At 57.7% G+C, this 24,926-nt stretch carries 23 protein-coding genes; 6 read left to right on the top strand and 17 right to left on the bottom strand.

Translation table 11 applies throughout. From position 1 onward, the window contains the following. Positions 1 to 31: 31 nt before the first annotated feature. The 8 genes from tatC to udp all read right to left on the bottom strand — a co-directional run bounded on the left by tatC (position 32) and on the right by udp (position 7,135). Positions 32 to 805, bottom strand: a complete 774-nt coding sequence (tatC, locus tag QRD42_RS06025; protein ID WP_321988409.1) for a Sec-independent protein translocase subunit TatC — start codon at positions 803 to 805, stop codon at positions 32 to 34. A 2-nt stretch (positions 806 to 807) separates the two neighbouring features. Beyond that, a complete protein-coding gene (gene tatB / locus QRD42_RS06020) occupies positions 808 to 1,347 on the bottom strand; it encodes a Sec-independent protein translocase protein TatB (RefSeq protein ID WP_072571501.1) in 540 nt (179 codons plus the stop codon). A gap of 3 nt (positions 1,348 to 1,350) precedes the next feature. Further along, positions 1,351 to 1,602: a Sec-independent protein translocase subunit TatA gene (gene tatA, locus QRD42_RS06015; protein WP_072571500.1), complete on the bottom strand. Its 252-nt coding sequence runs from the start codon at positions 1,600 to 1,602 to the stop codon at positions 1,351 to 1,353. Positions 1,603 to 1,672: 70 nt separating this feature from the next. Next, entirely contained in the window at positions 1,673 to 3,319 is a 1,647-nt protein-coding gene (ubiB, locus tag QRD42_RS06010) for a ubiquinone biosynthesis regulatory protein kinase UbiB (protein ID WP_321988408.1), read from the bottom strand. Continuing rightward, the gene (gene ubiJ / locus QRD42_RS06005; RefSeq protein ID WP_072571498.1) at positions 3,316 to 3,921 is read right to left on the bottom strand and encodes a ubiquinone biosynthesis protein UbiJ; all 606 of its coding nucleotides are present in this window, start codon (positions 3,919 to 3,921) and stop codon (positions 3,316 to 3,318) included. Before ubiJ ends, ubiB begins: the two co-directional genes overlap by 4 nt. A 12-nt stretch (positions 3,922 to 3,933) precedes the next feature. Then, positions 3,934 to 4,701 (bottom strand): bifunctional demethylmenaquinone methyltransferase/2-methoxy-6-polyprenyl-1,4-benzoquinol methylase UbiE, encoded by a 768-nt coding sequence (gene ubiE, locus QRD42_RS06000; protein WP_072571497.1) that lies wholly within the window; start codon positions 4,699 to 4,701, stop codon positions 3,934 to 3,936. Between the two features lie 66 nt (positions 4,702 to 4,767). Beyond that, positions 4,768 to 6,228 carry a DNA recombination protein RmuC gene (gene rmuC / locus QRD42_RS05995; RefSeq protein ID WP_072571496.1) on the bottom strand — a complete coding sequence of 487 codons (1,461 nt, stop codon included), beginning with the start codon at positions 6,226 to 6,228 and terminating at the stop codon, positions 4,768 to 4,770. Between the two features lie 145 nt (positions 6,229 to 6,373). Beyond that, positions 6,374 to 7,135: a uridine phosphorylase gene (udp, locus tag QRD42_RS05990; RefSeq protein WP_072571495.1), complete on the bottom strand. Its 762-nt coding sequence runs from the start codon at positions 7,133 to 7,135 to the stop codon at positions 6,374 to 6,376. A 268-nt stretch (positions 7,136 to 7,403) separates the two neighbouring features. Here udp and QRD42_RS05985 point away from each other — a divergent pair, with 268 nt between their 5' ends. From QRD42_RS05985 to QRD42_RS05970, 4 genes are all read left to right on the top strand, one after another. Beyond that, the gene (locus QRD42_RS05985) at positions 7,404 to 8,216 is read left to right on the top strand and encodes a dienelactone hydrolase family protein (protein WP_072571494.1); all 813 of its coding nucleotides are present in this window, start codon (positions 7,404 to 7,406) and stop codon (positions 8,214 to 8,216) included. A gap of 223 nt (positions 8,217 to 8,439) precedes the next feature. Continuing rightward, the gene (locus QRD42_RS05980; protein ID WP_321988407.1) at positions 8,440 to 10,254 is read left to right on the top strand and encodes a beta-glucoside-specific PTS transporter subunit IIABC; all 1,815 of its coding nucleotides are present in this window, start codon (positions 8,440 to 8,442) and stop codon (positions 10,252 to 10,254) included. Beyond that, positions 10,254 to 11,717, top strand: coding sequence for a glycoside hydrolase family 1 protein (locus QRD42_RS05975; protein WP_321988406.1), 1,464 nt, complete (start codon positions 10,254 to 10,256; stop codon positions 11,715 to 11,717). The genes QRD42_RS05980 and QRD42_RS05975 overlap by 1 nt, the downstream gene beginning before the upstream one ends. 26 nt (positions 11,718 to 11,743) lie before the next feature. Continuing rightward, positions 11,744 to 12,577, top strand: a complete 834-nt coding sequence (locus tag QRD42_RS05970; RefSeq protein WP_321988405.1) for a PRD domain-containing protein — start codon at positions 11,744 to 11,746, stop codon at positions 12,575 to 12,577. A 3-nt stretch (positions 12,578 to 12,580) separates the two neighbouring features. On the opposite strand, the gene QRD42_RS05965 is transcribed toward QRD42_RS05970, so the two are convergent. Genes QRD42_RS05965 through QRD42_RS05940 form a run of 6 tightly spaced genes read right to left on the bottom strand, consistent with a single transcriptional unit; the run spans position 12,581 to position 18,344 of the window. Next, positions 12,581 to 13,036 carry a polynucleotide kinase gene (locus QRD42_RS05965; protein ID WP_072571490.1) on the bottom strand — a complete coding sequence of 152 codons (456 nt, stop codon included), beginning with the start codon at positions 13,034 to 13,036 and terminating at the stop codon, positions 12,581 to 12,583. Then, complete coding sequence (locus QRD42_RS05960) at positions 13,026 to 13,583, bottom strand: histidine phosphatase family protein (RefSeq protein ID WP_072571489.1); 558 nt, start codon at positions 13,581 to 13,583, stop codon at positions 13,026 to 13,028. The genes QRD42_RS05965 and QRD42_RS05960 overlap by 11 nt, the downstream gene beginning before the upstream one ends. Then, on the bottom strand, positions 13,574 to 14,638 hold the full coding sequence (locus tag QRD42_RS05955; protein ID WP_321988404.1) for an MBL fold metallo-hydrolase: 1,065 nt from the start codon (positions 14,636 to 14,638) through the stop codon (positions 13,574 to 13,576). Before QRD42_RS05955 ends, QRD42_RS05960 begins: the two co-directional genes overlap by 10 nt. Further along, entirely contained in the window at positions 14,635 to 15,663 is a 1,029-nt protein-coding gene (locus QRD42_RS05950) for an ABC transporter ATP-binding protein (protein ID WP_321988403.1), read from the bottom strand. The genes QRD42_RS05955 and QRD42_RS05950 overlap by 4 nt, the downstream gene beginning before the upstream one ends. Further along, positions 15,651 to 17,354, bottom strand: coding sequence for an ABC transporter permease (locus QRD42_RS05945; protein WP_072571515.1), 1,704 nt, complete (start codon positions 17,352 to 17,354; stop codon positions 15,651 to 15,653). Before QRD42_RS05945 ends, QRD42_RS05950 begins: the two co-directional genes overlap by 13 nt. 12 nt (positions 17,355 to 17,366) lie before the next feature. Then, positions 17,367 to 18,344: an ABC transporter substrate-binding protein gene (locus tag QRD42_RS05940; protein WP_318364761.1), complete on the bottom strand. Its 978-nt coding sequence runs from the start codon at positions 18,342 to 18,344 to the stop codon at positions 17,367 to 17,369. 134 nt (positions 18,345 to 18,478) lie between these two features. Between QRD42_RS05940 and QRD42_RS05935 the strand changes: the two genes are divergently transcribed. Further along, on the top strand, positions 18,479 to 19,237 hold the full coding sequence (locus QRD42_RS05935) for a DeoR/GlpR family DNA-binding transcription regulator (protein WP_318364760.1): 759 nt from the start codon (positions 18,479 to 18,481) through the stop codon (positions 19,235 to 19,237). Positions 19,238 to 19,267: 30 nt separating this feature from the next. Here QRD42_RS05935 and QRD42_RS05930 read toward each other — a convergent pair whose 3' ends face one another. Beyond that, the gene (locus QRD42_RS05930) at positions 19,268 to 21,328 is read right to left on the bottom strand and encodes an AsmA family protein (protein ID WP_321988402.1); all 2,061 of its coding nucleotides are present in this window, start codon (positions 21,326 to 21,328) and stop codon (positions 19,268 to 19,270) included. Between the two features lie 100 nt (positions 21,329 to 21,428). After that, positions 21,429 to 22,199 carry a cyclic-guanylate-specific phosphodiesterase gene (gene pdeH / locus QRD42_RS05925; RefSeq protein ID WP_321988401.1) on the bottom strand — a complete coding sequence of 257 codons (771 nt, stop codon included), beginning with the start codon at positions 22,197 to 22,199 and terminating at the stop codon, positions 21,429 to 21,431. Between the two features lie 235 nt (positions 22,200 to 22,434). Here pdeH and QRD42_RS05920 point away from each other — a divergent pair, with 235 nt between their 5' ends. Then, the gene (locus QRD42_RS05920; RefSeq protein ID WP_321988400.1) at positions 22,435 to 23,364 is read left to right on the top strand and encodes a sugar kinase; all 930 of its coding nucleotides are present in this window, start codon (positions 22,435 to 22,437) and stop codon (positions 23,362 to 23,364) included. A gap of 36 nt (positions 23,365 to 23,400) precedes the next feature. On the opposite strand, the gene QRD42_RS05915 is transcribed toward QRD42_RS05920, so the two are convergent. After that, a complete protein-coding gene (locus QRD42_RS05915; protein WP_321988399.1) occupies positions 23,401 to 24,894 on the bottom strand; it encodes a M16 family metallopeptidase in 1,494 nt (497 codons plus the stop codon). Between the last annotated feature and the right edge of the window lie 32 nt (positions 24,895 to 24,926).

The raw sequence follows: 24,926 nt of genomic DNA, 5'->3' as shown, positions 1-24,926 counted from the left end.
TATGAAAACCGCCCTTGCGGGCGGTCATTGATTACTCTTTTGTACTTTCGCTGTCGTCTTCTTCGCTTTCGTCGCTGCGGAAACGCCGCTTGCCGACGTAGAACCGCGAGAAGAATACGCCGATTTCAAACAGGCAATACATCGGGATCGCCAGCAGCGTCTGCGAGAAAACATCCGGCGGCGTCAGTAGCATCCCGACCACAAACGCCCCCACTAATACATAAGGGCGTTTCTTGCGCAGTTCTTCCGGCGTGGTCACGCCCATCCAGCAGATAAGCACAATAGCCACCGGCACTTCAAAGGACACGCCAAAGGCCATAAACAACGCCATGACGAAATCAAGGTAGCTGGCAATATCTGTTGAAACCTGCACGCCAACGGGCGCGGTATGCGTCAGGAAGCCAAACGCCAGCGGGAAGACCACGAAATAGGCGAACGCCATCCCGATGTAAAACAGCAGCGAACTGGAAACCAGCAGCGGGATCACCAGACGGCGTTCATGCCGGTACAGCGCCGGCGCCACAAATGCCCACACCTGGTAGAGAATAACCGGCGCAGAGAGGATCAGCGACACCATAAAGGTCAGCTTGATCGGCGTGAAGAACGGCGATGCCACATCGGTGGCGATCATGGTGGCGCCTTCCGGCATCTGCTTGATCAGCGGGGCCGACACCAGTTGATAAATGTCATTGGCAAAATAGACCAGCGCCAGAAAAATCAGCAGCACGGCGATAATGCTGTTCAGCAGACGCTTACGCAGTTCAATCAGATGCGAGATCAGCGGTTGGGTATCTTCTACAGCCATGTTTAAGATTTACCACTCGTCGAAGGGGTTGAATCGGAAGCAGGCGCTGCCTGTACGGGACTTTTCACGACAGCGGCATCGTTCGGCCGGACAGCGTTGTCTTCAGGCTCCGTCGACGGCTTCTGTTCCGGCGCGCTGGCCTGATTTTCTGCCGTGGCTGGCGTAATGCCTTCATGCTGCGCTTCGTTATCTTTTACCAGCGGATTATGGATGGTATGCGCGACATCGCTCTCTTTCTCCGGATCGTTAGCGCTGTAGGAGCGCTTCATCGATTCCGCCGCTTCACGCAGTTCATCCATGGAGGCTTTCAGTTCCGGCGTCAGATTATCCAGACTGGCTTTTTCAACTTTCTTCAGGCTGTCCTGAAATTCCTGAAGCTTAAGCTCCTGGGCAAGTTCATTTTGTACGGTAGAGGCAAGGGAGCGCAGCGCGCGTACCCAGCCTGCCACCGTTTTAACCGCCACTGGCAGACGTTGCGGCCCCAGAACAATGAGGCCGATAACGAAAACCAGAACTAATTCACCAAAGCCAATATCGAACACGAATTACACCTGCTCTTTATCGTGACGCTTCGCGTCTTCTTTCTTCACATCATCCGGCTTTTCAGCAATGGATTTCGCCGTAAAATCCGCGTCTTCTGCCGGTTTTGCATGTTTGTCATCATCGCTCATGGCTTTTTTGAAGCCTTTGATCGATGCGCCTAAATCTGAACCAATCGAACCGAGTTTTTTAGTGCCGAACAGCAGCACAACGATGACGGCGATGATAAGTAACTGCCAAATACTGATACCACCCATACCTTATCCCCAGTGATAAATGATGAATAAACCGGGCCACAGTATACGTTAAGCGGCCCGTTGTGAACGATCAAATTGCGCGCGTCTTACGCCAGCCAATCAGCCAGATGACCAGCCCGCCCGCCATCAGCCAGGCCGGGGCCGACTGCCACTCAGGGCGGTTAATCAGCAATAATGTACCACTGAGTATCAACGTTGCCCCAATGCCGAACAAATAGCGCGATTGCCCCTGACGCATATGGTTAACGTGCAGATCACGGGAGATTTGCTCCACGCTGTGCTGCAACTGCTTGCTCTGGCGCAGATTGTTGTAAATCAGCTCCGGCAGTTCCGGCATTTTTTCCACCCAGAACGGCGCTTTTTCTTTCAGCGAACGGATCAGCGCCGGAATGCCTACCTGATCTTTGATCCAGGATTCAAGGAAAGGTTTCGCGGTTTTCCATAAATCGAGCTGCGGATAGAGCTGGCGGCCAACCCCTTCCACATACAGTAGCGTCTTTTGCAGCAGCACCAGCTGCGGCTGCACTTCCATATTGAAGCGGCGCGCGGTATTGAACAGATTCAGCAGCACGTGACCAAAGGAGATCTCCGCCAGCGGCTTCTCGAAGATAGGCTCGCAGACTGTGCGGATAGCGAACTCGAACTCTTCCACGTTGGTGTCCGGCGGTACCCAGCCTGAATCCACATGCAATTCCGCCACCTTACGGTAGTCGCGGTTAAAGAAGGCGATAAAGTTCTCGGCCAGATAGCGCTTGTCTTCTTTATTCAGCGAACCCACGATGCCGCAGTCGATACCGATATACTGCGGATCTTCCGGATGTTCATAGCTGACAAAAATATTGCCCGGATGCATATCCGCATGGAAGAAGCTGTCGCGGAACACCTGAGTAAAGAACACCTGTACGCCACGCTCTGCCAGCAGCTTCAGATTGGTGCCGTTTTTCTCCAGCGCCGCCACGTCGTTGATGGGGATGCCGTAAATACGCTCCATCACCAGCATGTCCTGGCTGCAATAGTCGGAGTAAATTTCCGGCACGTAGAGCATCGGGCTGTCTTCGAAATTGCGGCGTAGCTGGATAGCGTTAGCGGCTTCGCGCAGTAAATTCAGCTCGTCGATCAGCGTTTTTTCGTATTCATGCACCACTTCCAGCGGACGCAAACGGCGACCATCCGGCAGCAAGCGCGGCACCCAGCGGGCAAGGCGGTAGATAAGGCGCATATCGGCTTTGATGACCGGCAAAATGTCCGGGCGGATCACTTTGATGACCACCTCTTTGCCGTTCTCTTTCAGCCGGGCGGTATGCACCTGCGCAATAGACGCCGACGCCAGCGGCTTGATGTCAAAATCATCAAACCAGGTTTCAACAGGAATACCGCCCATCGCTTTTTCGATTTGTCGCTTAGCCAGCGCGCCATCGAAAGGCGCCACGCGGTCCTGCAACATGGCAAGCTGGTCGGCAATGACCGGCGGGAAAAGGTCGCGGCGGGTGGAGAGCATCTGTCCAAATTTGATCCACACCGGGCCTAATTCCTGTAACGCGAGGCGCAGGCGGTGACCTAACTCTTTATCTTTATGGCGGTTTGGCATCCAGAACAGCGTGCGGCGCCAGAGGCGAAGCGGCATGGTAAGACGCATTCTGGGGATGAGCTCATCAAGCCCGTAACTCAAAAAAGTTTGGATGATGAAGTAAAGGCGCCGAATTTCACCAGGCGTCATTTGCCCTCCAGTTTTTCTAGACGGTGGGTTAACGCGTCAACCGAACGCGCGATAGCTGCGGTTTCTTCTGCGAACCAGGCCACTTCCAGCGCGCCGGGCGCCATACGCCACTCCTCGGTCAGGGTTTCGGCGACATACTGCTGCTGGCGCTGAAAATTTTTGCGTACAAAGGCGGTACCGCCGCGCAGCGCCTGGCTGATGCCTTCGGCGGCAATATCACCGGTCCAGGGCGCTAACAGCTCCGCCGCGTCAAACTCGGCCAGATCCATTAATGCCCCGAAGTTTTGCACCACCTGCAAATCGCCCTGCACTTCCAGCTCGCCGCTACGGATAAGCGAGGTGAGCTGTTTACGATCGCGCAGGGTCGGCAGGACGCGCAGTCGGGTAATAACCGTACAGTCTGCTTCGCCCTCCCACTCGCCCAGCACATCAAGCTGACGCTCGCTGAACGCCAGCACCAGCGGCGTGGAAAGCTCTTTGACGACAATACGCAGCACCTTGCCCTGTAAGCGCTGGCGTGCAGGTTTCAGGGCCTGAGGACGGTATAAAAACGTATTAAGCACACGCTCTATCCCGGCGGTCATTAAAGGCTTAAAGGGCATGGCAGACTCCTGTCAGAACTTATAACCACGATGCAGGGCAACGATACCGGCGGTCAGATTGTAGTAATCGACATTTTCAAAGCCCGCGTCCTGCATCATCGCCTTCAGCGTATCCTGATTGGGATGCATACGAATGGATTCCGCCAGATAACGATAGCTACCGGCGTCGCTGGCGACCAGTTCGCCGATGCGCGGCAGAATATGGAACGAGTAGGCGTCATAGGCTTTACTCAGCGGCTCGATAACTGGTTTGGAGAATTCCAGCACCAGCAGACGGCCACCCGGCTTCAGCACGCGGAACATTGAACGCAGCGCTTTCTCTTTGTCCGTCACATTACGCAGACCAAAGGAGATAGTAATGCAGTCAAAGGTGTTGTCCGGGAACGGCAGCGCTTCGGCATTCGCCTGTACATATTCAACGTTGCCGATGACGCCAATATTACGCAGCTTGTCGCGGCCCACTTTCAGCATCGAGTCGTTAATATCCGCCAGCACCACTTGCCCGGTTTCACCCACCAGACGCGAGAATTTCGCCGTCAGATCGCCGGTGCCGCCTGCCAGATCGAGCACTTTCTGCCCACGGCGTACGCCGCTGCAATCGATCGTAAAACGCTTCCATAAACGATGGATGCCAAAGGACATCAGATCGTTCATGACATCGTATTTTGCCGCCACGGAATGAAATACGTGCGCCACCATGTCAGCTTTCTGCGTTTTGGCGACGGTCTGATAACCAAAGTGGGTCGTGTCCTGTGAAGTTTCTTGTCGATCTTCCGCCATCTCAGTGCCTGCTTATCAAGAAATTGTTCGTGAAGTGTAACAGATTGGGCGCAATTGCCCTATGTTTCAACCGCCTTGCGATACGCGCTCCGGGCTGTCATTCACCGCGGCCCGCGTGGCTAATTCATTGTCTTCCTGAGATTCTTCAGCGTCCGGCTCACCGGCACGCAAACGAAACTCCTCGTCCTGAGCGGTGGCCTGTTCAACCAAATCCGGATTAATCTCGCGTTTGACCTCCACCCCCAGCCCGCGAAACGCCTCGGCCTGCGCCAGCAGATTGCCGCGTCCGGAAGTCAGTTTTTTCATTGCCTGGCGGTAGTTATCCTGCGCTTTATCCAGCCCCTGGCCGATGGACGACATATCATCCACAAACAGCCGCATTTTGTCGTACAGGCGGCTGGCGCGGTCGGCGATCTGCTGGGCGTTGCGGCTTTGATGCTCGTAGCGCCAGAGATTAGCAATGGTGCGCAGCGCCACCAGCAGGGTGGTAGGGCTGACCAGCATGATATTGTTTTTCAATGCTTCGTTGATCAGCTCCGGCTGCCGATCGAGCGCCAGCAAAAAGGCGGGTTCGACGGGGATGAACATCAGCACGTAATCCAGCGAACGCAGCCCTGGTAGTTGCTGATAATCCTTGCGGCCCAGCAGACGAATGTGGCTGCGCACCGAGGCGAGGTGCTCCTGCAACGCGGTTTCGCGGGTATAGTCTTCTTCGGCGTTAAAATAGCGCTCGTAGGCCACCAGCGTCATTTTGGCGTCAATCACCACGTCTTTACCCTGCGGCAGACGGACAATCACATCCGGCTGCATACGCGCCCGCGCGTCGGTCTCGATGCTGACCTGGGTTTCGTACTCATAACCGTGCCGTAAGCCGGACGCCTCCAGCACACGGGTTAACACCACTTCGCCCCAGTTGCCCTGGGTTTTATTGTCGCCCTTGAGGGCGCGGGTGAGGTTTACCGCTTCCTGCGCCATCTGCGCGTTCAGTTGCTGGAGATTGCGGATCTCGTGCGCCAGCGTATGCCGCTCGCGCGCCTCCTGCCCAAAGCTGTCCTGTACCTGACGACGAAAACCGTCCAGCTGTTCGCGCAGCGGCGTCAGTAAACTGCCGAGGCTCTGGCGGTTCTGCTCATCCACCCGGCGGTTGCTCTGTTCAAAAATGCGGTTGGCGAGGTTTTCGAACTGCTCGCTGAGGCGCTGTTCACTGTTGATCATCTGGCGGATTTTGTCTTCCGCATGCAGTTGGGTGGATTCAAGACGGGTGGTGACTTCGCGCAGATCGGCTTCCAGCGAGGTATTAATTTCCCGCAGGCTGCGCAGTTCGTTATTCAGCAGTTCGCACTCGTTGCGCCAGTGCTGGTTCTGCGCCAGCTGTTGTCTGGCCGCGCTTAATTCGATGTCCAGTTCCCGGCGATCTTCGAGCAGATCGGCCCGCAGCTGATCGGCGCGCGATTTCATGGCCAGCCATCCCAGCATGACGCCGCCCAGCAGCGCTGCCGCCACGCTTAACAGTATTGAAATATCCACATCTTCCCCTGCAAAAATCACTGTCCGGTGCAAAGTAAGATTGTGCTGTACAGATGTCCACCTGGGAAGGGATTTCCTGCGAGGCGCTACGCAAAAAGAAAGGGCCGAATGGATCGGCCCTGGAAATGGAGGTAAAAAACGCGAACTACAGCAGGCGACGCGCCGCTTCCACCACGATTTTCACCGCGTGGCTTTCGGTCTGCTTCATGGTTTCCGCGTTCGGGATCTCCTGCTGGGTGCGGTTAACGATCACGCCCGCCACCATACCGGCGCGCAGACCCTGGCTTGAGCACATGGTCAGCAGCGTGGCGGATTCCATTTCGTAGTTCATTACGCCCATGGACTGCCACTCTTCCATGGAACCTTTGTAGCGTTTTACCACGCGGCCAGAGAAGGTGTCATAACGTTCCTGACCCGGATAGAAGGTGTCAGAAGAGGCGGTCACGCCGATGTGCGTGGTGGCGCCGACGGACTTCGCCGCCTCGACCAGCGCCGTGGTGCAGGCAAAATCAGCGACGGCCGGGTATTCCATCGGCGCAAAGTGCAGGCTGGCGCCGTCAAGGCGTACAGAGGCGGTGGTCACCAGCACGTCGCCGACGTTAATGTGCGGCTGGATCGCCCCGGTGGTGCCGACGCGCAGGAAAGTACGAATGCCCAGCTGCGCCAGCTCTTCCACGGCGATAGAGGTGGACGGGCCGCCGATACCGGTGGAGCACACGATCACCGGCTTGCCGTCCAGTTCAGCGCGCCAGGAGGTGAATTCGCGGTGCGATGCCAGCTTAACCGGCTTATCCATCAGCGCGGCGATCTTTTCCACTCGCTCCGGGTCGCCAGGGACGATGGCAAGCGTAGCCCCTTGTAAATCGTTTTTAGTGAGGCCGAGGTGAAAAACATCAGACTGTGACATAGGTGACTCCTCTGTAGATCGGTTTGTCAGAAGTAGCAAAAAGGTACTTTACAGAAGCTGCACGTTAAATTTCGTGACAACCATCACCACCAATAAAATTGTTTGCAGTGGTTTTCCATAAAATAGTGATACACATCACATTAACATGTTCGTCAGGCGGGCACTTCTCAAAAGATAGCCGCTTTCGTGAGCGCTGTATTTTAGACGGCTGACTATAGTTATTTATTGCGCTACTTTTTTGCACCACTACAAGGGTACGGAGATCGCCATGACCACTGACAAACAACCCGGCTTTGCCCCTGCTGCTTCGCCCCATGCATCCACCGCCATCACGACTGCTGACGACGGTATTGTCGCGGGTCTGACGTCCATCCCCTCGCGGGGAGACAATATGCCTGCCTACCACGCCCGTCCGGCAGAGGCTGCCGGCGCGCTGCCGGTGGTGATTGTCATCCAGGAAATTTTTGGCGTGCATGAGCACATCCGCGATCTCTGCCGTCGCCTGGCGAAGGAAGGCTATCTTGCCGTGGCGCCGGAGCTCTATTTCCGTCAGGGGGATCCGAATGCGTATGACGATATTCCGACCCTGTTCAGCGAACTGGTTTCAAAGGTGCCGGACGCACAGGTGCTGGCGGATCTGGATCATGTCGCCAACTGGGCTGCGCGCAACGGCGGCGATCCGCACCGCCTGCTGGCGACCGGTTTTTGCTGGGGCGGCCGCATCGCCTGGCTGTATGCCGCGCACAATCCGCAGCTGAAAGCGGCGGTGGCGTGGTACGGCAAACTGGTGGGGGATAAAACCATGAACTCACCGTCCCATCCGGTGGATATTGCCACCGAACTCACCGCCCCGGTGCTTGGTCTTTACGGCGCGCAGGACTCCAGTATTCCGCAGGACACTGTCGACACCATGCGCCAGGCGCTGCGGGCGGCTAACGCCACGGCGGAAATCGTGGTTTATCCCGATGCCGGGCATGCCTTTAACGCCGATTATCGCCCGAGCTACCACGCCGAATCCGCGCAGGATGGCTGGCAGCGCATGCTGACCTGGTTTGCACGCTACGGCGCGAAAAAAAGCTGAAACTGCACCTCGTCGCCTGTTCACAAAAGGGCGGCGAGTTGTTAATCAGCTCACAGTTATGCATCGTTCGCGCGGTGGATGTTTGACTTTCAGTACGTTCTGCGACGATATAAAAGGCTAAGGCGTGTTACTACGTTACGTAGGCAAGACCTGAAGCCTTCCCTCTCTGCACAGTGGGGGAAGGCTTCAGGTTTTTTTTTGCGCCAAATAAATGAGGCCTGATATGAACCACTTACAGACAGCTCTGGATATCATCGCCCACATTGGGGGCGCAGAAAACATTGCCCATATTGAGCACTGCTCCACACGGTTACGGCTCAGCCTGCACGATAACGCCAAAGTGGATCAGCCCGCGCTGGAAAGCATTCCCGGCGTGTTAGGCGTACGGGTCAACGTACAGTGTCAGGTGATCATCGGCCATGACGTCGTACAGGTTTACGATGCGGTAAGATCGCTGGTGGGCACGCCGCAACAGACCACACCGTCCACAACCGATAAAGTCAGCCGTGGCGCAAAGATAGTGGATTTTGTGATCAGCGTTTTTCAGCCGCTGGTGCCGGCCATTGCGGGCGGCGGCGTGCTCAAGTCGCTGCTGCTGTTGCTGGATCTGATGGGCTGGCTGACGCGGGATTCCTCCACCTATAAAGTGCTGGATAACATCGGTTCCGCACCGCTCTATTTCCTGCCCATTCTCGTCGCCATCACCACCGCCATTAAGTTGAAAGTAAACGTGCTGGTGGCGGTGTCGGCGGTGTCGGTGATGGTGCTGCCCGCCATGTCTAAACAGCTGGCGGAGGGCGCGACCTTTTTATCGCTTGATTTACAGAACGTTGCCTATGCCTCGCAGGTATTCCCGGCGATTTTATGCGTGCTGTTTTATGCGCAGACGGAAAAAATCTTCAACCGCTACTCCCCCGGCGCGCTGCGTATTTTTCTCTCGCCGATGCTGTCGCTGCTGGTCACTGTCCCCGTTACGCTGCTGATTTTAGGCCCGCTGGGTTACGAACTGGGGGCCGGACTGGCAACGGTGATCTTATGGCTCTACGGCAAACTGGGATTCGTGGCGACGGGCCTGCTGGCAGCGGCGTTACCCTTTATGGTGGCCGCCGGAATGCACAAACCCATGTTGCCTTACGCCGTGGCGTCGATGAGCCAGTTCGGGCGCGAAATGCTCTACCTGCCCGCGTCGCTGGCGCATAACATCGCCGAATCCGGCGCCTGTTTTGCCATTGCCTTAAAAAGCAAAGACAAAGCGCTGAAATCCACGGCGATTTCCGCCGGGATCTCCGCCCTGTTCGGCATTACGGAACCCGCGCTTTACGGCGTCACGCTGCTGCATAAAAAAGCGCTCTATAGCGTGATTGCCGGCAGCGTGATTGGCGGCGCGTTTATCGGCTGGATGGCGATTGAAGCCTTCGCGCTGGTCGGTCCCGGCCTTGCCAGCATCTCCATGTTCGTCTCCCCAACCAATCCCGTGAATATTCTCTGGGCCTTTGCCGGTGGCGGCCTGTCCTTCGCCATTGCCTTTTTCGCCGCCCTGCTGCTGTGGCGGGATAAAACGCCGCAGGCCGCTGAACGTCAGCTGGATTTCGCGCCGCCGGTGGAGGGGAAAATCATCCCGCTGGAGCGCGTTGCGGACGATGTATTCTCAAAGCGCATCATGGGCGACGGCATCGCCATCATCCCTTCGCAGGGCATACTGCGTGCGCCTGCCAGCGGCACCATCATGAACGTTTTTGACACTGGCCATGCGGTCAGTCTGCTGACCGATGACGGCGTGGAGCTGATTTTTCATATCGGTATCGACACCATCAAACTGAACGGTCAGGGCTTTCACCCGCAGGTGAGCGAAGGTCAGCACGTCAGCACCGGCGATGTTCTGGTCCGTTTTGATCTTGATGACATCGTGGCGGCCGGATTCGATCCGGTGGTGATGATGATCGTCACCAACAGCGAACGCTTTGCCATTGCCCCCGCCGCGCGCGGGGCGCAATCCACTCATCCTCACATCATAATGACGTTAAAGGAGTCCGTGTAATGGATAAATATTCTGGCTTTCCGCAGGGGTTTTTATGGGGCGGCGCCATTGCCGCGAATCAGGCGGAAGGCGCGTGGAATGTTGACGGCAAAGGGCCATCCGTGGCCGACGCCATCACCTGGAAACCAAACCTTTCCCTGAAGAGCTATGATGGTCATCTGGCGCTGAGCGACGAAAACGTCAGCGATGCCTTAACCGGCAAAAACGACGCCCTGTACCCGAAACGGCGCGGCATCGACTTTTACCACCGCTATAAAGGCGACATTGCGCTGTTCGCCGAGATGGGCTTTAAGGTGCTGCGCGTGTCCATTGCCTGGTCGCGCATTTTCCCCACCGGTGAAGATGCCGAGCCTAACGAAGCAGGCCTGCAATTTTACGACGATCTGTTCCGCGAGCTGCGCCACTACAACATTGAACCGCTGGTGACGCTTTCGCATTATGAAATGCCGCTGGCGCTGAGCGAAAAATATAACGGCTGGGTGCACCGTAACGTGCTGGACGCCTTTGTGCGCTTCTCAAATGTCTGTTTTGACCGCTACAAAGATCAGGTGCGCTACTGGCTGACGTTTAACGAAATCGACAGCATCCATCGCCATCCGTTTACCACTGCGGGGATCCGCGAGGATAAAAGCGCGCCGGGCAAGGCGAAGCAGGATATTTATCAGGGGCTGCATCACCAGTTTGTCGCCTCGGCGCTGGTGACCCGCGACTGCCATGCCAAAATCCCCGGCAGCCAGGTGGGTTGTATGCTCACCAAACTGACCACGTATCCCTACAGCTGCCGCCCGGAGGATGTGGAAGCGACGCTGAAGAAAAACCTCGAAAACTACTTCTATGCCGATGTGCAGGTGTCTGGCGAATACCCGCCGCTGATTTTGCGCGACCTTGAACGGCGTGATATTCACATCGCTATGCAGCCGGAGGATAAGGCGATCCTCAAAGCCCATACCGTGGATTTTGTGTCGTTCAGCTATTACATGTCTCTTACTGAAAGCACCCAGCCAGACGTCGAGCGCACGCCGGGCAACACCATTCTTGGCGTGAAGAACCCGCATCTTCCGGCGTCCGACTGGGGCTGGCAGATCGATCCCGTGGGGCTGAAAATCTCGCTGCTGGAGCTTTACGATCGCTATAAAAAACCGCTGTTTATCGTTGAAAACGGCCTGGGCGCGAAAGACGTGGTGGAAAATGGCGAAATCCATGACAGCTACCGTATCGACTATTTCCGCGCCCACTTTGCGCAAACGCTGGCGGCGATTAACGAAGGCGTGGAGGTGATGGGCTTCACCACCTGGGGGCCGATTGACATCATCAGCGCCGGGACGTCGCAAATGTCCAAGCGCTATGGTTTTATCTATGTCGATCAGGATGATGAAGGCAATGGCTCGCTGGAACGTCTGCGTAAAGACTCGTTCTGGTGGTATAAGAAAGTGATCGCCAGCAACGGGGCCGACCTCGACTAACGGCTGTAAAGCCGCAGGAATTGACCGTGATAACAGTAAAAAAGTCGCTGAATAACAGTATGCTGCTGGTCGACTATGACCAGCAGGAGATGATCCTGTTCGGTAAGGGCATCGGGTTTGGCAGCAAACCCGGCGAGCTTATCGACATTGCGCAGGTGGAAAAGATCTTCCTGCCGCTGGCGGATCTGAAATCCCGGCACTTTTTATCGCTGACGGACACCATTCCTGCGGCTTTTTTTGAGCTGACCCACGACATCATCACGCAGATCCAGCAGGCGTATGTGGAAAAGCTCAACGCCGTGCTGTTCTTTACCCTCGCCGAGCACCTGTGGTTTGCCGTGGAACGCTGCCGTAAAGATCAGCCGTTTTTTAACAAGCTCAGCTGGGAAGTGAAGCGGTATTATCAGAAAGAGTATCTGTTAGGCCAGCAGGCAATGCAGCAGGTCAACGCCCGCTTTGCCGTCACGCTGCCGGATGACGAGGCGGTGAATATCGCTTTTCATATTATCAACGCGACGGGCAGCAGCGATCAGGCCAGCGCCCACCAGCAGGTGGAACTGGTCAACCGCATCGCGGAGATCGTGCGCTATAAGCTCAATAAAAATCTCGACATCAACTCGGTAAACTACAACCGTTTTATTACCCACCTGCGCTACTTTGCCGAGCGGCTGATCGCCGGCAACGTCACTGCCAATGACACCGACGATTTCTATCAGGAACTGCTGCGCCATCGCCCGGACGCCATGAACGTCGCCTGGGCGATCCGCGACTATGTGCAGGAAAAATATCAGCTCACGCTGCCAAAAGATGAACTGACCTGGCTGAGTATTCACATCAGCCGGTTAATGGAAGCCCCCTGACAGCTAGAAATCCCCCGGCGCGCATTGCAGGCAGGTCAGCCCTTCGGCCCGCCAGAAATCCACCACCGCCTGGCGGTCATCGATCACCAGCCAGGGCTGATAACCATCCTCGCGGATGCGCTGCAACAGGCGCTTTTTTACCACTTCATCAGCAAGATGATCTTCGTCGTCCGGCCGCAGATAGAGCGCATCAAACGGGATACTGTGCTGCTCCAGCCATGTCTGCGTGTAGTGCTGATAACTGGCCGGGCGTCCGCTGCAAATAACGATTTTTTGCTGCTGAGCGCTGAGGATGCCAACAAGACGGGCTACCGCCACCCCTGGCAGCGCCTGCGCCATATGTTCAAAAAACGGCAGCCACTGCTTCTCTTCGCCCAGTACCCACTGACGCACAGCTTCTGCATCAAATTCGGCGAGCGTGCCGTCAATATCGACGATCACGCACTCTTCATACGACATAACGTTCCTCCAGCGGGACGATTTCCCATTCGCCAGCCCGCAGGCCTGGCATGATCCACATCGGTACAACATTCCCCATACGTTCGCCGTATGGCGTGCCGGTGGCATACAGATTAATGACCCGGAAGATCCCGGAATGCGCCACCAGCAGCGGCGTCTCGTGGGCGGTAAGCAGAAGGTTCAGCGCGCTGGTGACGCGATCGCAAAATGCCTGCCATGATTCGCCGTGCGGCGGCGTCTGTTCATAGGGCGGTTGCGAGGCAATGGGCATCCCTTCCAGGTCACCCCAGTCCCGCTCCCGCAGATCGTCGACCAGGGTCAGGGGCTGGCCCGGCAGCGCCAGTTCAGCGGTACGACGAGCGCGCAGCAACGGGCTGACGGCAATGCAACTCCAGCGCTGGCGCATCAGCAGCGCCGAGGCGGCACGCGCCTGTTCTTCGCCGCGCGCGGTCAGCGGCACATCGCTGCGTCCCCCGATCCGCTGTGCAAGATTAAGCGGCGTCTCGCCGTGGCGCACCAGCACAAAAGGCTTACAGATTAATGACATACTTCCCTCTCAATGGTGCTGTCGGTGATGATTGTGCAGCCCAGCGCCTGCTGCCAGCGTGGCACATCGTCCAGAGGCGTAAACAGCGGAGCCAGCGCATGACAGCCGAGCATCACCACCAGGCGTTGCAGACAGCGCCGCGTCGGGTGGACGTTCCAGCGGCAAAAGTCCACCTCGCCGCTCTGCCACTGCTGGCGGGCGCGCGGGTTCATGTGGCCGGTAAAAAGGGTGCGATGATAAAAATCCGGCTGCGCGCGTAATGCCCCGGCCATGCCGGTTTGTCCGTCAGGATCGGCGGCGAGGATCAGCGGCGCGGTCACGGAAAACGGCAGCAGTTGCTGGCGCAGCGCGCGTAAGCCTGCCTGCACGCCGGTCTGTAAACTGCCGTCATCGTACTCTGCCATCGCCGTCAGCATCGCCCGGCAGTCGTCGTCCAGCGCCATCGCCAGCCGTCCGGCCTGCGCTTCAAGCAGCGCGATTTCCACTGCGCGACCTGACGGCGGCACCGGGCATAACGTCGGCTGACGCAGATACGCGGCAATGTGCGCGCGCTGCTGCGATTGCGGCGTGTCATACAATCCGTAAGAGGCATCCACCAGCGCAATCTCTGCGCGCGGCGGGGGATCGAAGCGAAACAGCGCCGACTCCATACTGATATCGCCGCTGTAAAACAGACCGCCCGGCACATCGAAATGAAACCAGACGCCGCCATAGGCATGGCCGCAACTGCCGGTAGTCACGGTAAGATCGCCAAGCCGGAACTGACCTCGTACCGCAATCACATGAACAGAGCGGTGCGCGGGCAGCGAGCGGGCCGTCACCGCGCTACAGTAAACCGGAACCTGTGGAGGCAGACGGCACAGCCCGGCGATATGATCAATGTGATCGTGGCTCAGCAATACTGCATCCAGATTATCCGGCACCGCCCAGTCATCGCTCTCTGCGTCAAGCGCCCCGCCCGCATCCAGCAAAATGCGCTGCGACGGCGTGCTCAGTAAAATGGCGGCAGGCGCTTTCTGGTTAAGTCCGCTGATGATCTCGATGCGAAAGTTCACGCGGCCTCCAGACGCCAGCCCTGATGCAGCCGCACCGCCACCGCCTGCTGTACATCCAGCGGCGAATGGTGAAACGCGCTCAACTGCTGACCGTCCGCCAGACGCAGCGCCAGCAGATAACGCTCACCCTGATAAATGCAGCTTTCCACTTCGGCAGGCAGGCCGTCCTGCGCCACTTCGACATGCTCGGGGCGCACCAGCACCTGCTGACACTGTCCCGCGGCCCCGGCGCTTAATGCCCGGTGCAATTCGCCGCCGTTAAGCTGGCGGTCATCAGCCTGCGCCCTGACGTCCAGCACGCTGCCTTTGCCGATAAAACGCGCCACCCAGGCGCTGCGCGGATGCTGATACAGCCCCTGCGGCGTGCCCCACTGCATCAGCTCCCCTTTATGCATCACCGCGATATGGCTTGCCAGCGCCATCGCTTCGGCCTGATCGTGCGTCACATAGACAAAGGTCGCGCCGGTACGGCGATGAAATTCACGGAACGTCTGCTCCATGGTGGCGCGCAGATGCCGGTCGAGGTTAGCCAGCGGCTCATCAAGCAGCACCACCTGCGGCTCCGACACCAGACAGCGCGCCAGCGCCACCCGTTGCCGCTGCCCGCCGCTTAACGCCTGCGGGGAACGGTCGGCGTACGCGCCCAGCTCCACCACCTCCAGCGCCGCCATCACCTGTTTCTGTCGCGCCGCGCCCTGCACTTTTTTCAGCTTTAACGGATAGCCCACGTTTTCCGCCACCGTCATGTGCGGCCACAGGGCATAGGACTGAAACACCATCCCCATGTTGCGCACCTCCGGCGGCAGATGGATTTTTTCATCCGCCAGCAGGCGATCGCCGAGCCATAACCGCCCGTGGCTCAGATGCTCAAGCCCGGCCAGAATACGCAGCGTCGTGGTTTTGCCGCAGCCGCTCGGCCCGAGCAACGCCGTAAACGCCCCCTGCGGAATGGTGAGGCGCAGATCGCGAACCACGGTCTGTTCGCCGAAGGTTTTGCCAAGCCCCTCCAGTTTCAGTTCTGCCACGGGATAACTCCTTTGGGAAGATAGCGACCCAGGCCGCTTAATAACAACATCACACAGGTCACCAGCGCCACCACCAGCACCGACACCGCCGACGCCAGCACTTTATTGCCGCTCTCATCGAGGTTGAAAATCACCACGCCGATGGTCTCCTTGCCTGCGCTCCACAGCAGCGCCGAAACAGTGAGTTCATTCACGGCGGTGAGAAAAACCAGCAGCGCGCCGGCAAAGGCGGCTGGCGCCAGCAACGGCAGCACAATATGGCGCAGACGCTGGGAAAAATTCGCGCCGGCGAGACTGGCGGCCTCTTCCATCGCCGGATCCAGTTGCAGCATGCTGTTATGCACCGGTTTCAGGCAGACGGTGAGAAAGCGCGCCAGATAGGCGATAAAGATGATCATCAGCGTACCGCTGAGGCTGACGTTAAGCAGCGGCAGCGGGCGCGAGAACAGCAGAATAATGGCGATCGCCAGCACCACGCCCGGCAGGGTGTAGGGAATATCGATAGCGTTTTGCAGCCAGCGCAGCGGGCGACTGGCGTAGCGCACCAGCAGCCAGGCCAGCGGCAGGGCGATCAGCATCAGCAGCAGCGCGGCGGAAACCGACAGCACCATACTGTTGGTGAGCGCGCGCCAGGTGGCGCTCTGGTTATCGAACATCGCATGCCAGGCGGCGAACGTCAGGGTTTGGCTATTGAGCGGTACGCCGAGAGTCGGCACCAGTGAGGTGGCGATCAGCGCCAGCAGCGGCAGCAGCAAAATGGCGAACAGCACCACCGCCAGCAGCGATTCCGTCGCCAGCCGCCATTTACCCAGCTGGAAATCCAGCGACCGCCCCGCCATGCCGATCAGCGGCAGCGCGTGGCGTCGCTGCATCACGCCCTGTAAGGACACAATGCCAATCGCCAGCACGCCCATCAGCACCGACAGCGCCGCCACGTCACTGAGCATCGACGGGCCGAAGCTGGAGAGCGTCTGGTAAATCTGGATCGGCAGTACGAAATACGAGATGGGAATACCGAGCATCGCCGGAATGCCGAAGTTGCCGAGCGCGGAAACAAAGGCAATCGCCGCCCCCGCCCACAGCGCGGTGCGGCACAGCGGCAGCACAATATCGACGAATACGCGCCACAGCGACGCGCCGTTCAGCCGCGCGGCCTCGATCTGCTCTTTCGGCAGACACTGCAACTGGGTGCGCAGCGCCAGAAAGACCAGCGGCGCATGCTGGATCCCCAGCAGCAGGGCGATACCTTCGGCGGAATAGAGCGGATTCGGGCTGCCGAACGACGGCGCAAGGCCAATGCTGTTCAGCAGAATGCTGCCGGGACCAAAAAGTTGCAGCCAGCTGAGCGCCGTCACCTGCGGCGGGATCATCATCGGCAGCATAAACAGGAACACCCACATCTGTTTCAGGCGGATGTTGGTCAGCGCCAGACAAAAGGCGAACAGACTGCCCAGCAGCAACGACAACAGCGTGCCAAGCCCGCTGGTATAGAGGCTGTTATACAGCGCCGTCCAGGTTGATGGATTGCTCAGCACGCGGCCTAAACTGCTGTTGCTGCCCTGCTGCCAGTCCAGCAGCGCGGCCATTAACAGACGCAGGCTGGGCAACAGGCTCAGCAGCGCCACAATGCATAACAATAACCACAGCAGCCCTTTCGGCGGGCCGCTGCTGGTCGGTTGACGAAGGGTCATGATGCTCATCGGTTATTTGCTGCCAAACAGATCGCTGAAGCGTTTTTTGTTCGGCTCCGCGTCGGCCAGCGCTCTGGCGGCATCGAACGGCATCAGTTTGATGCTGTCGCGCGGCGGGAAACCGGCGGGAACCGGCAGGCTGGCGTCCGCTGGCAGATAACCCTGTTGCAGCACCAGCCGCTGCCCCGCGTCGGAGAGAACGAAATCAATAAAGGCGTGCGCCGCCTGCGGGTTTTTGGCGCTCTTCATCACCGCCACCGGCTCGGTGACCATGCTGACCCCTTCTGACGGGAAGACGAAATCAATAGGCGCGCCTTTTGCTTTCTCGCGGATCGCCATGTAATCCACCAGCACGCCATAGGCTTTGTTGCCGGAGGTGATGGCGCTCATCACCGCCCCGTTACCGCTCTGCGGCATCGCGCCGTTGGCTTTCAGTTTTTCGTAATAGGCCCAGCCCAGCTGCGGGGTGTTCATCAATGCGGCCATATGGATTTGCGCCGCGCCGGAGTAAAGCGGGCTGGGCAGCGTGGTCATATTTTTCAGCTCCGGCTTCAGCAGATCCTGCCAGGAGGAGGGCTTCACCGGCGCTTTGGTGTGATAAGCGATGCCGGTAGTGATGAGTTTGGTGCCGTAGTAAAAGCCCGCTTTATCATACAGCTGCGCGTCATAGCGGCTGGCTTCCGGGGAGTGATAGGCCGCCAGCAAATCCTGCTGCTTTAGGGATTCCATGGTTACACTGTCAGCGATGAGCAGCACATCCGGCGCGTCGCCGCCTGCCGCCATCTCCGCCTGTAAGCGCGCGGTCAGTTTGGTGGTTCCGTCGCGGATCCATTTCACTTCAATATCCGGGTGCGCTTTCTCAAACGCATTGACCGTCATTTGCGCGTCTTCACTCGGCTGGCTGGTGTAGAGCGTGAGCGTGCTTTTTGCCAGTGCCTGTCCGCTCAGTGTTGCCAGTACAACGGCCGCCAGCGCTAATTTTTTACTCATTTCCGTTTCCCCTCGGTTTTCGTTGTGATGATTAAAACAGGCCAATCTGACAAAAATATGACCATCTCCTTTCGTAGTAATATTTTCATATTGGCGCGGTAACCTTGTGGGAAATCGTATTGAAGGAAAGTGAGATGACTCCAGAAATCCGCCGGACTGCCATCGTTGAACTGGTCACCGGGCGCGGCGAAATCAGCATTGAACAGCTGGCCCACTACTTTGGCGTATCGCTGCAAACGGTACGCAGCGATTTGCGCACGCTCACCTCGCAGGGTTTGCTGCTGCGCCGTCACGGTGTGGTCGCCCCTTTCGCGCGCGAAAATATTGGTTATCAGCAGCGGGAGATTGTGAATATCAGCGGTAAGCGCTGGATCGGCGAGCGCACTGCGCAACTGCTGAGCCGCTGGCAAAGCTGTTTTCTCGGCACCGGCACGACGGTGGAAATGGTGGCCCATGCGCTGCCCGCTGATTCCCGTCTGGCGGTATTCACCAATAATCTGCACGCCGCGTTGCCGCTCAGTCAGCGGGAACACTGCGCGCTGACAATTGCCGGGGGGCGAATTCGTAAGCGTGATTTAGATGTGATCGGCGGCGATGCGCTGGCCTTTTTTAGCCGCTACCGGGTGGATATGGGCGTGGTATCCGTTGGCGGCCTCAGTGACGCGGGGGAGCTGTTCGATTTTAACGATGATGAGGTCGCCGCGCGTCATGCGCTGGTGGCGAGCGCGGCGTTAACCGTGCTGGTGGTGGACAGCAGTAAGTTTGGCCGCACCGCCGTCTGCCAGAACGGCAGCCTGTCAGACTTCGATTTTGTGGTCAGCGACCGACCGCCGACGCCGCGCCAATCGGCCCTCATTACCCGGGGAGCCACGCAATGGCTGTGCCGGGAATAACCCCTTTCCCTGGCGGGAAAGGGGACTCTCTTAGCGTTTCATCTGCGAAAGAATATTACTGCACTGGTTTTCCTGACCTTCCGACGGGGAGATCAGCGCCAGCAGCGCGGCGGCTGGCGTCACCAGCGTGGCCAGCGCGGCGGCGACCGCACCACGGGCGATCAGCGGACCAGGCTTCACGCCCGCCTGCGGATCTTTGAACGAGCCACGCACGTACAGCGGCGAGCGCAACGTGACGATACGTATGCCCTTACTTTCCGGATTGATGGTCAGATCCAGCTGTTCAGACGCCATGCTGGCGGTGCCGGTAACGTTGATAATGGCGTTTTCCGTATCGAAGGCGAAAATACTCGGGCGCGCCACGCCGTTAACCAGATCCATGTTCGCCGCCGCGCAGTTCACCCGCACTTCGTCGTCGCCAAAGATCTGCCCGACAATAAAGTTACCGACGTTCAGCCCGAGAATTTCCATCAGGTTGCGGCTGATGACGCCGTCGTTCATCAGCAGCTTGAGATTACCGTTGCTGGTGCCGAGCAGCGCGGCGATGGAATTGCCGGTGCCGCGGAATTCCGCGTCGCCGTTCATCTCGCCAATGGTTTTCTGCATCAGCTCCACGTCCGGCATCAGCTCTTTCAGCTTCAGACGACGCGCCTGAATATCCGCCCGTCCCTGCATCGGCTTTTTATCGCCTTCCAGGTGGATATTGGAATTGATGGTGCCGCCCGCCATGCCGAACTTCAGCGGCTGCAAACGCAGATCGGCGTTTTTAAGGATGATATGCGTGGAAAGATCGCTCAATGGCAGCGAACTGCCGTGCTCAATGCGACGCCCTTTGAAGCGCACATCGGCGTCCATCACGTCCCACTTGTCGGTTTCGAAGCGGTCATAGGGCAGCACTTTGCCCGCCGGCTGGTTAGTTTTCTCGCCTTTTTTCTCTTCCGAGCGTTTTGACTGCTCTGCGCCTTTACCGGTATCCACCCCGATCAGCGGCCCCAGATCCGCCAGACGCAGCTGGCGGGATTCCAGATCGCCTTCCAGTTTCGGACGCGGTTTGCCGGTGGTGTAAGTCAGCGAGCCGTGAATGTCGCTGTCGCCGATGCGACCATTAAAGTTGCGATAATCGTAAACCGAGGTTTTTTCAGCGTCGATTTTTGCCACCAGACGGCCGTCGGTTTCAAACGGCGGGGTGTCCGGCAGCAGGACGCCGGTGAGATCGTACAGCTCGCCCAGGGAATCCCCGGCGAATTTCAGTTTCAGATCGACGCCGCCCATTTTCATCGGATCGCTCACCGTACCGACAAAAGCCACGCGGGTATTGCCGGAACGGAAATCCGCCTGCACCGGGAACGGCGTGCCTTCGCTTTTCAGCGCCAGCATACCGCCGATCTTACCGCTACCGGTCAGCGGCTGTCCGTTGTAGCGTCCTTTGGCCTTCAGGCCGAACACGTAGTCGCCGACTTTGGCGTTTTTGTCTTTATCCGCTCCGGTGACTTCACTGAAAGGCAGCGGTTTGCCCAGCGGATCGACAAGGATCTCAATGTCCGCGCGGCTGACCTTATCGTCAATATCAATGCGGCCACGATCGAAAAGAATGTTGTCCAGCTGGAATGACCACGACGATGGCTGCGCGTTTTCATCTTTTGGCTTGTCGTCGCTGGCAAGATTGAAGGTCCAGTTATTGTTTTTTTCCGAAAGGCGGATCAGCCTCGCGTCCGGCTGCTGGAATTTGATCCACGGCAGGTAAACGGTCTTGGTGAGCAGCGCCAGCGGCGCGAGCGTCGCTTCAACGCGCGGCAAATGCACCATGGTGACAGCAGGAATATCAGGAGGGTTGCCGAGCACCACGTCTTCCGCGTGCACATGCGGCCACGGGATCCAGCTGCGCCAGCCGGTTTCCTGTTTCTGGCGCTCCCACACCACGCCCAGATCGCCGCGAATGGCAAAGGGACGGTTCAGCTCCGTTGAGACTTTTTCGTTAATGGTGGGTTTGAGCCGGTTCCAGTCAAATGTCGCAATGATGATGATCGCAATAACGATCAACAATACGAGGGTTCCAATGACGGCGGTTATAATTTTGCCTGTTTTAGTCATTCCTGCTTCCTTCCTGTCTTTTCCTGCCTCTTTTAAAGATAGCTGAGGCTGACAAAAAGGGCAGAATGACTGCGTAATCAGCGGGATATTACCGCCAGCATCACAGGGCCAGGATCACACGATGCAGATTTTCCAGTGGAACCGGACGGGAGAGGAAATAGCCCTGCGCCGCTGCCGCAGGGGAGGCCTGTACGTCGCGCCACTCTTCCAGCGTTTCAATACCTTCCACGATCACGCCCTGACAATAGTGGTTCATCAGTTGCAGCAACTGCGTGAACAGATTGCGGCCTTCCGGGGTCTGACGCAGCATGATGAACAGATCGCGGGCGACTTTAATGTAGTCGTAACGCACTTCGCTCAGCGCCGAGAAGTTGGCCATGCCGGTGCCGAAATCATCCAGCCACAGCGGGCAAATCTCACAGATTGCCGCAAAGGAGACGTCATCCGGCAGGCGGATATGCTCCACCAGCTCGAAACGCAGCCACGGCAGCGTGTTAATCAGATCGATCATCGATTCATGCTGGCGCATCGCCAGCAGCGTCGGCCCGTCGACGTTCACCGATGCCAGAATGCCGTGCCGCATAAAAAAATCATGCTGACGGGCGAGCAGCGTGATCTGCTCCTCCACCACGTCAACACGCTGACGCACCGCCACTTCCGCGAAGTAACGATCCGGCGCAATGCGCTGTGTGGGATCGGATGGATGCGTGACGATGGTCAGGACCTCAATCGCCATCAGATGGCCATCGGTTTTGTAGATCGGCTGATAAGTATAAGCACGTTCGCACTGCAACCAGTACCGTCGCTCCTGCAAGCTTTCAATGCTCGCCTCCGGAATGTTTAGCCGCTGGATAACCTGCTTTAACTTCATTATCAGTCTGTCCTGTTGATTGAGTGAGTGGCCTGTCGGAACTCGTCCTTGAGTTATCGGCGGGGAGGGACAGAACTTTATGTTCACTTAAAAGGCAATATGGAAAATCAGGCAGCAGAATATGCACGTTATACGCGCCAGCTCAAAAAATTTATGGAACGTTGTTTTAATATGATTGACCATGAAACACCCGCAACGCAAACTACTGTCCATCACTCCGATTCAGGTTACGACTATGTCCAGGAAAATTGCCGTCATTGGCGAATGCATGATTGAACTGTCACAAAAAGGCTCCGAAGTTAACCGTGGCTTTGGTGGCGATACCTTAAATACTTCGGTTTATATCGCCCGCCAGGTCGCCCCGGAAGCGCTGACGGTGCACTACGTTACCGCCCTCGGCACGGACAATTTCAGCCAGCAGATGCTGGACGCCTGGCAGAGTGAAAAGGTGGATACGGATCTGACGCAGCGCATGGAAAACCGCCTGCCGGGTCTTTATTACATCGAAACCGACAGTACCGGCGAGCGCACCTTCTATTACTGGCGTAACGAAGCAGCGGCAAAATTCTGGCTGGAAAGCGAACAGTCTGCCGCCATCTGCGAAGAGCTGGCAACCTTTGATTACCTGTATCTGAGCGGTATCAGCCTTGCCATCTTAAGCCCGGCCAGCCGTGACAAACTGCTGTCGTTGCTGCGTGAATGCCGCGCCAACGGCGGTAAAGTGATTTTCGATAACAACTATCGTCCACGCCTGTGGGCCAGCAAAGAAGAGACGCAGCAGGTGTACCAGCAGATGCTGGAGTGCACCGACATCGCCTTCCTGACGCTGGATGATGAAGACGCCCTGTGGGGACAGCAGCCGGTTGAGGACGTCATCGCCCGTACCCATGCGGCGGGCGTGACGGAAGTGGTGGTGAAACGAGGTGCAGAGTCCTGCCTGGTGTCGGTCGCCGGAGAAGCGGTGATTGATGTACCGGCGGTGAAACTGCCAAAAGAGAAAGTGATTGATACCACCGCGGCGGGCGATTCGTTCAGCGCAGGCTATCTGGCGGTACGTCTGACGGGCGGCGATGCGGAAGCTGCCGCCAGACGCGGGCATCTGACGGCCAGTGCGGTGATCCAGTATCGCGGCGCGATTATTCCGCGCGAGGCGATGCCGCAGTAAAAATAAATCCCCTCTCCCCTGGGGAGAGGGTTATTTCTAGCGCTGGGCCGGTGGAATATCCGACACGTCCTGATGCGTATCGTCATTCACCGGGACAGGCGCATGGGTGGCGGGAGACATAATGTTTTCCCAGGTGGCCTGCAAATCCTTCATGTTGACCTCCTGCTCACCCTTAGGTTGCAGCAGTATCAATGCCATTTCCTGTGATAACTGCTGGCGCAGATCCTGATTCAGCATTTCCAGCGTCAGGCTGTTCAGGAAATCCTGACGCAGCTTCTGATACTGTTCCGGCGCGATATCCACCACCTGATTTTGCAGCGAACGCATACGCTGGCTGATCAGCACATCGGTATCGGTGCGGGCATAGGTCGCGAACAGTTTTTGCAGCTCCAGATTCTTCTGCGCCACCAGCGCGTTGAACTCTTCCTGCGCCAGGCCGTTATCGCGCACTTTCGCCAGCTCCCGGGCGATAGCGCCAAGATTGCTGTTCAGCTTGTCATTCGGGGATTCGACGTTGATCGCGCACTGGGCGCGCTGGAACAGTACCCGGCAGTCAAAGCCGAGGCCAATGTCTTTGGCGTTGTTTTTGCTGAGCGTCTGCTGCACATGCCAGAACAAGGCTTCGCGGGCTAAATCGGCGCGCCAGTAGCGTAACAGCACGGCGGATTCGCGGATTGGCTGCCAGGCGGTGTCCCACATGATGGAGAGTCGATCCTGGCGCACCGCGTCACTCATAATGCTTACGGATTCACGCGGTAACGGCGATAAGGTCGGCACCGGCGCCGGGGTACTACGCTTGCCCTTCAGCTCGCCGAAGGTTTTGTTGATTTGTTCGGAAACGGCGCGGCTGTCGATATTGCCCACCACGATCAGCGTCATGGCATCCGGGGTGTACCACTTCTGGTAGAACGATTTCACCTGTTCGGTATCCACCGGCTGCCTGAGCGGGTCGGCGGGATCGTGGCCCAGCAAAGACGAGCCCTTCAGGCGGTAACGCCACCAGCTGTCTTTCGTATCCTGCGGCCAGGTCGCCACCATGTCCTGGCTGGCGAGAGCGTGGTTTACGGTTTCCGGGGTGATGGTGAGTTTGCCTGCGGTATCTGCCAGATAAGCCAGCGACTCTTTCAGCAGATCGTTACGGTTATTCGGCAGGCTCAGGTTAAACATCGTGTATTCGTAAGAAACTATCGCAGGCGGTAGCGGGCGTTTGGGATCGATGCCCTGCTGCCACAGCGAACGCGCCTGGGCAGGCTCAAGGCCGCCGCTGTGCGTCAGCGCGATACGGGGAATAAAATGGCTGAAGCCGCTCTGCTGGGTGCTTTCGGTGAGCGAGCCGGTATTAATTAACAGGCGAATTTCGATACGATCGCTGGGGCGCTGGGGCGTGGACAACACCTGCCACTGAAAACCGTTTGCCAGCGTTCCCTGTTGCCAGGCCGGGTCGGGCTGGAGCGCATCTGCCTGCACATGACTGGCGGCAACCATCATCAGCAAGCCGCCAGTGAAGAGTCGAATTTTTGTGCCCTGCATGTGAACCCCTGATCAACATTCCTGGTTAAATG

It is taken from the genome of Enterobacter sp. PGRG2, assembly GCF_030291195.1.
Taxonomy (GTDB): Bacteria; Pseudomonadota; Gammaproteobacteria; order Enterobacterales; family Enterobacteriaceae; genus Enterobacter_D.
This window is presented reverse-complemented; position numbering and strand designations above follow the sequence as displayed.

Excerpts from the sequence above, each read along its gene's own strand:
- tatC (WP_321988409.1), bottom strand. The coding sequence starts at position 805 with ATGGCTGTAGAAGATACCCAACCGCTGATCTCGCATCTGATTGAACTG.
- tatA (WP_072571500.1), bottom strand. The coding sequence starts at position 1,602 with ATGGGTGGTATCAGTATTTGGCAGTTACTTATCATCGCCGTCATCGTT.
- ubiB (WP_321988408.1), bottom strand. The coding sequence starts at position 3,319 with ATGACGCCTGGTGAAATTCGGCGCCTTTACTTCATCATCCAAACTTTT.
- ubiJ (WP_072571498.1), bottom strand. The coding sequence starts at position 3,921 with ATGCCCTTTAAGCCTTTAATGACCGCCGGGATAGAGCGTGTGCTTAAT.
- ubiE (WP_072571497.1), bottom strand. The coding sequence starts at position 4,701 with ATGGCGGAAGATCGACAAGAAACTTCACAGGACACGACCCACTTTGGT.
- udp (WP_072571495.1), bottom strand. The coding sequence starts at position 7,135 with ATGTCACAGTCTGATGTTTTTCACCTCGGCCTCACTAAAAACGATTTA.
- QRD42_RS05985 (WP_072571494.1), top strand. The coding sequence starts at position 7,404 with ATGACCACTGACAAACAACCCGGCTTTGCCCCTGCTGCTTCGCCCCAT.
- QRD42_RS05980 (WP_321988407.1), top strand. The coding sequence starts at position 8,440 with ATGAACCACTTACAGACAGCTCTGGATATCATCGCCCACATTGGGGGC.
- QRD42_RS05975 (WP_321988406.1), top strand. The coding sequence starts at position 10,254 with ATGGATAAATATTCTGGCTTTCCGCAGGGGTTTTTATGGGGCGGCGCC.
- QRD42_RS05965 (WP_072571490.1), bottom strand. The coding sequence starts at position 13,036 with ATGTCGTATGAAGAGTGCGTGATCGTCGATATTGACGGCACGCTCGCC.
- QRD42_RS05960 (WP_072571489.1), bottom strand. The coding sequence starts at position 13,583 with ATGTCATTAATCTGTAAGCCTTTTGTGCTGGTGCGCCACGGCGAGACG.
- QRD42_RS05945 (WP_072571515.1), bottom strand. The coding sequence starts at position 17,354 with ATGACCCTTCGTCAACCGACCAGCAGCGGCCCGCCGAAAGGGCTGCTG.
- QRD42_RS05940 (WP_318364761.1), bottom strand. The coding sequence starts at position 18,344 with ATGAGTAAAAAATTAGCGCTGGCGGCCGTTGTACTGGCAACACTGAGC.
- QRD42_RS05935 (WP_318364760.1), top strand. The coding sequence starts at position 18,479 with ATGACTCCAGAAATCCGCCGGACTGCCATCGTTGAACTGGTCACCGGG.
- QRD42_RS05930 (WP_321988402.1), bottom strand. The coding sequence starts at position 21,328 with ATGACTAAAACAGGCAAAATTATAACCGCCGTCATTGGAACCCTCGTA.
- pdeH (WP_321988401.1), bottom strand. The coding sequence starts at position 22,199 with ATGAAGTTAAAGCAGGTTATCCAGCGGCTAAACATTCCGGAGGCGAGC.
- QRD42_RS05920 (WP_321988400.1), top strand. The coding sequence starts at position 22,435 with ATGTCCAGGAAAATTGCCGTCATTGGCGAATGCATGATTGAACTGTCA.
- QRD42_RS05915 (WP_321988399.1), bottom strand. The coding sequence starts at position 24,894 with ATGCAGGGCACAAAAATTCGACTCTTCACTGGCGGCTTGCTGATGATG.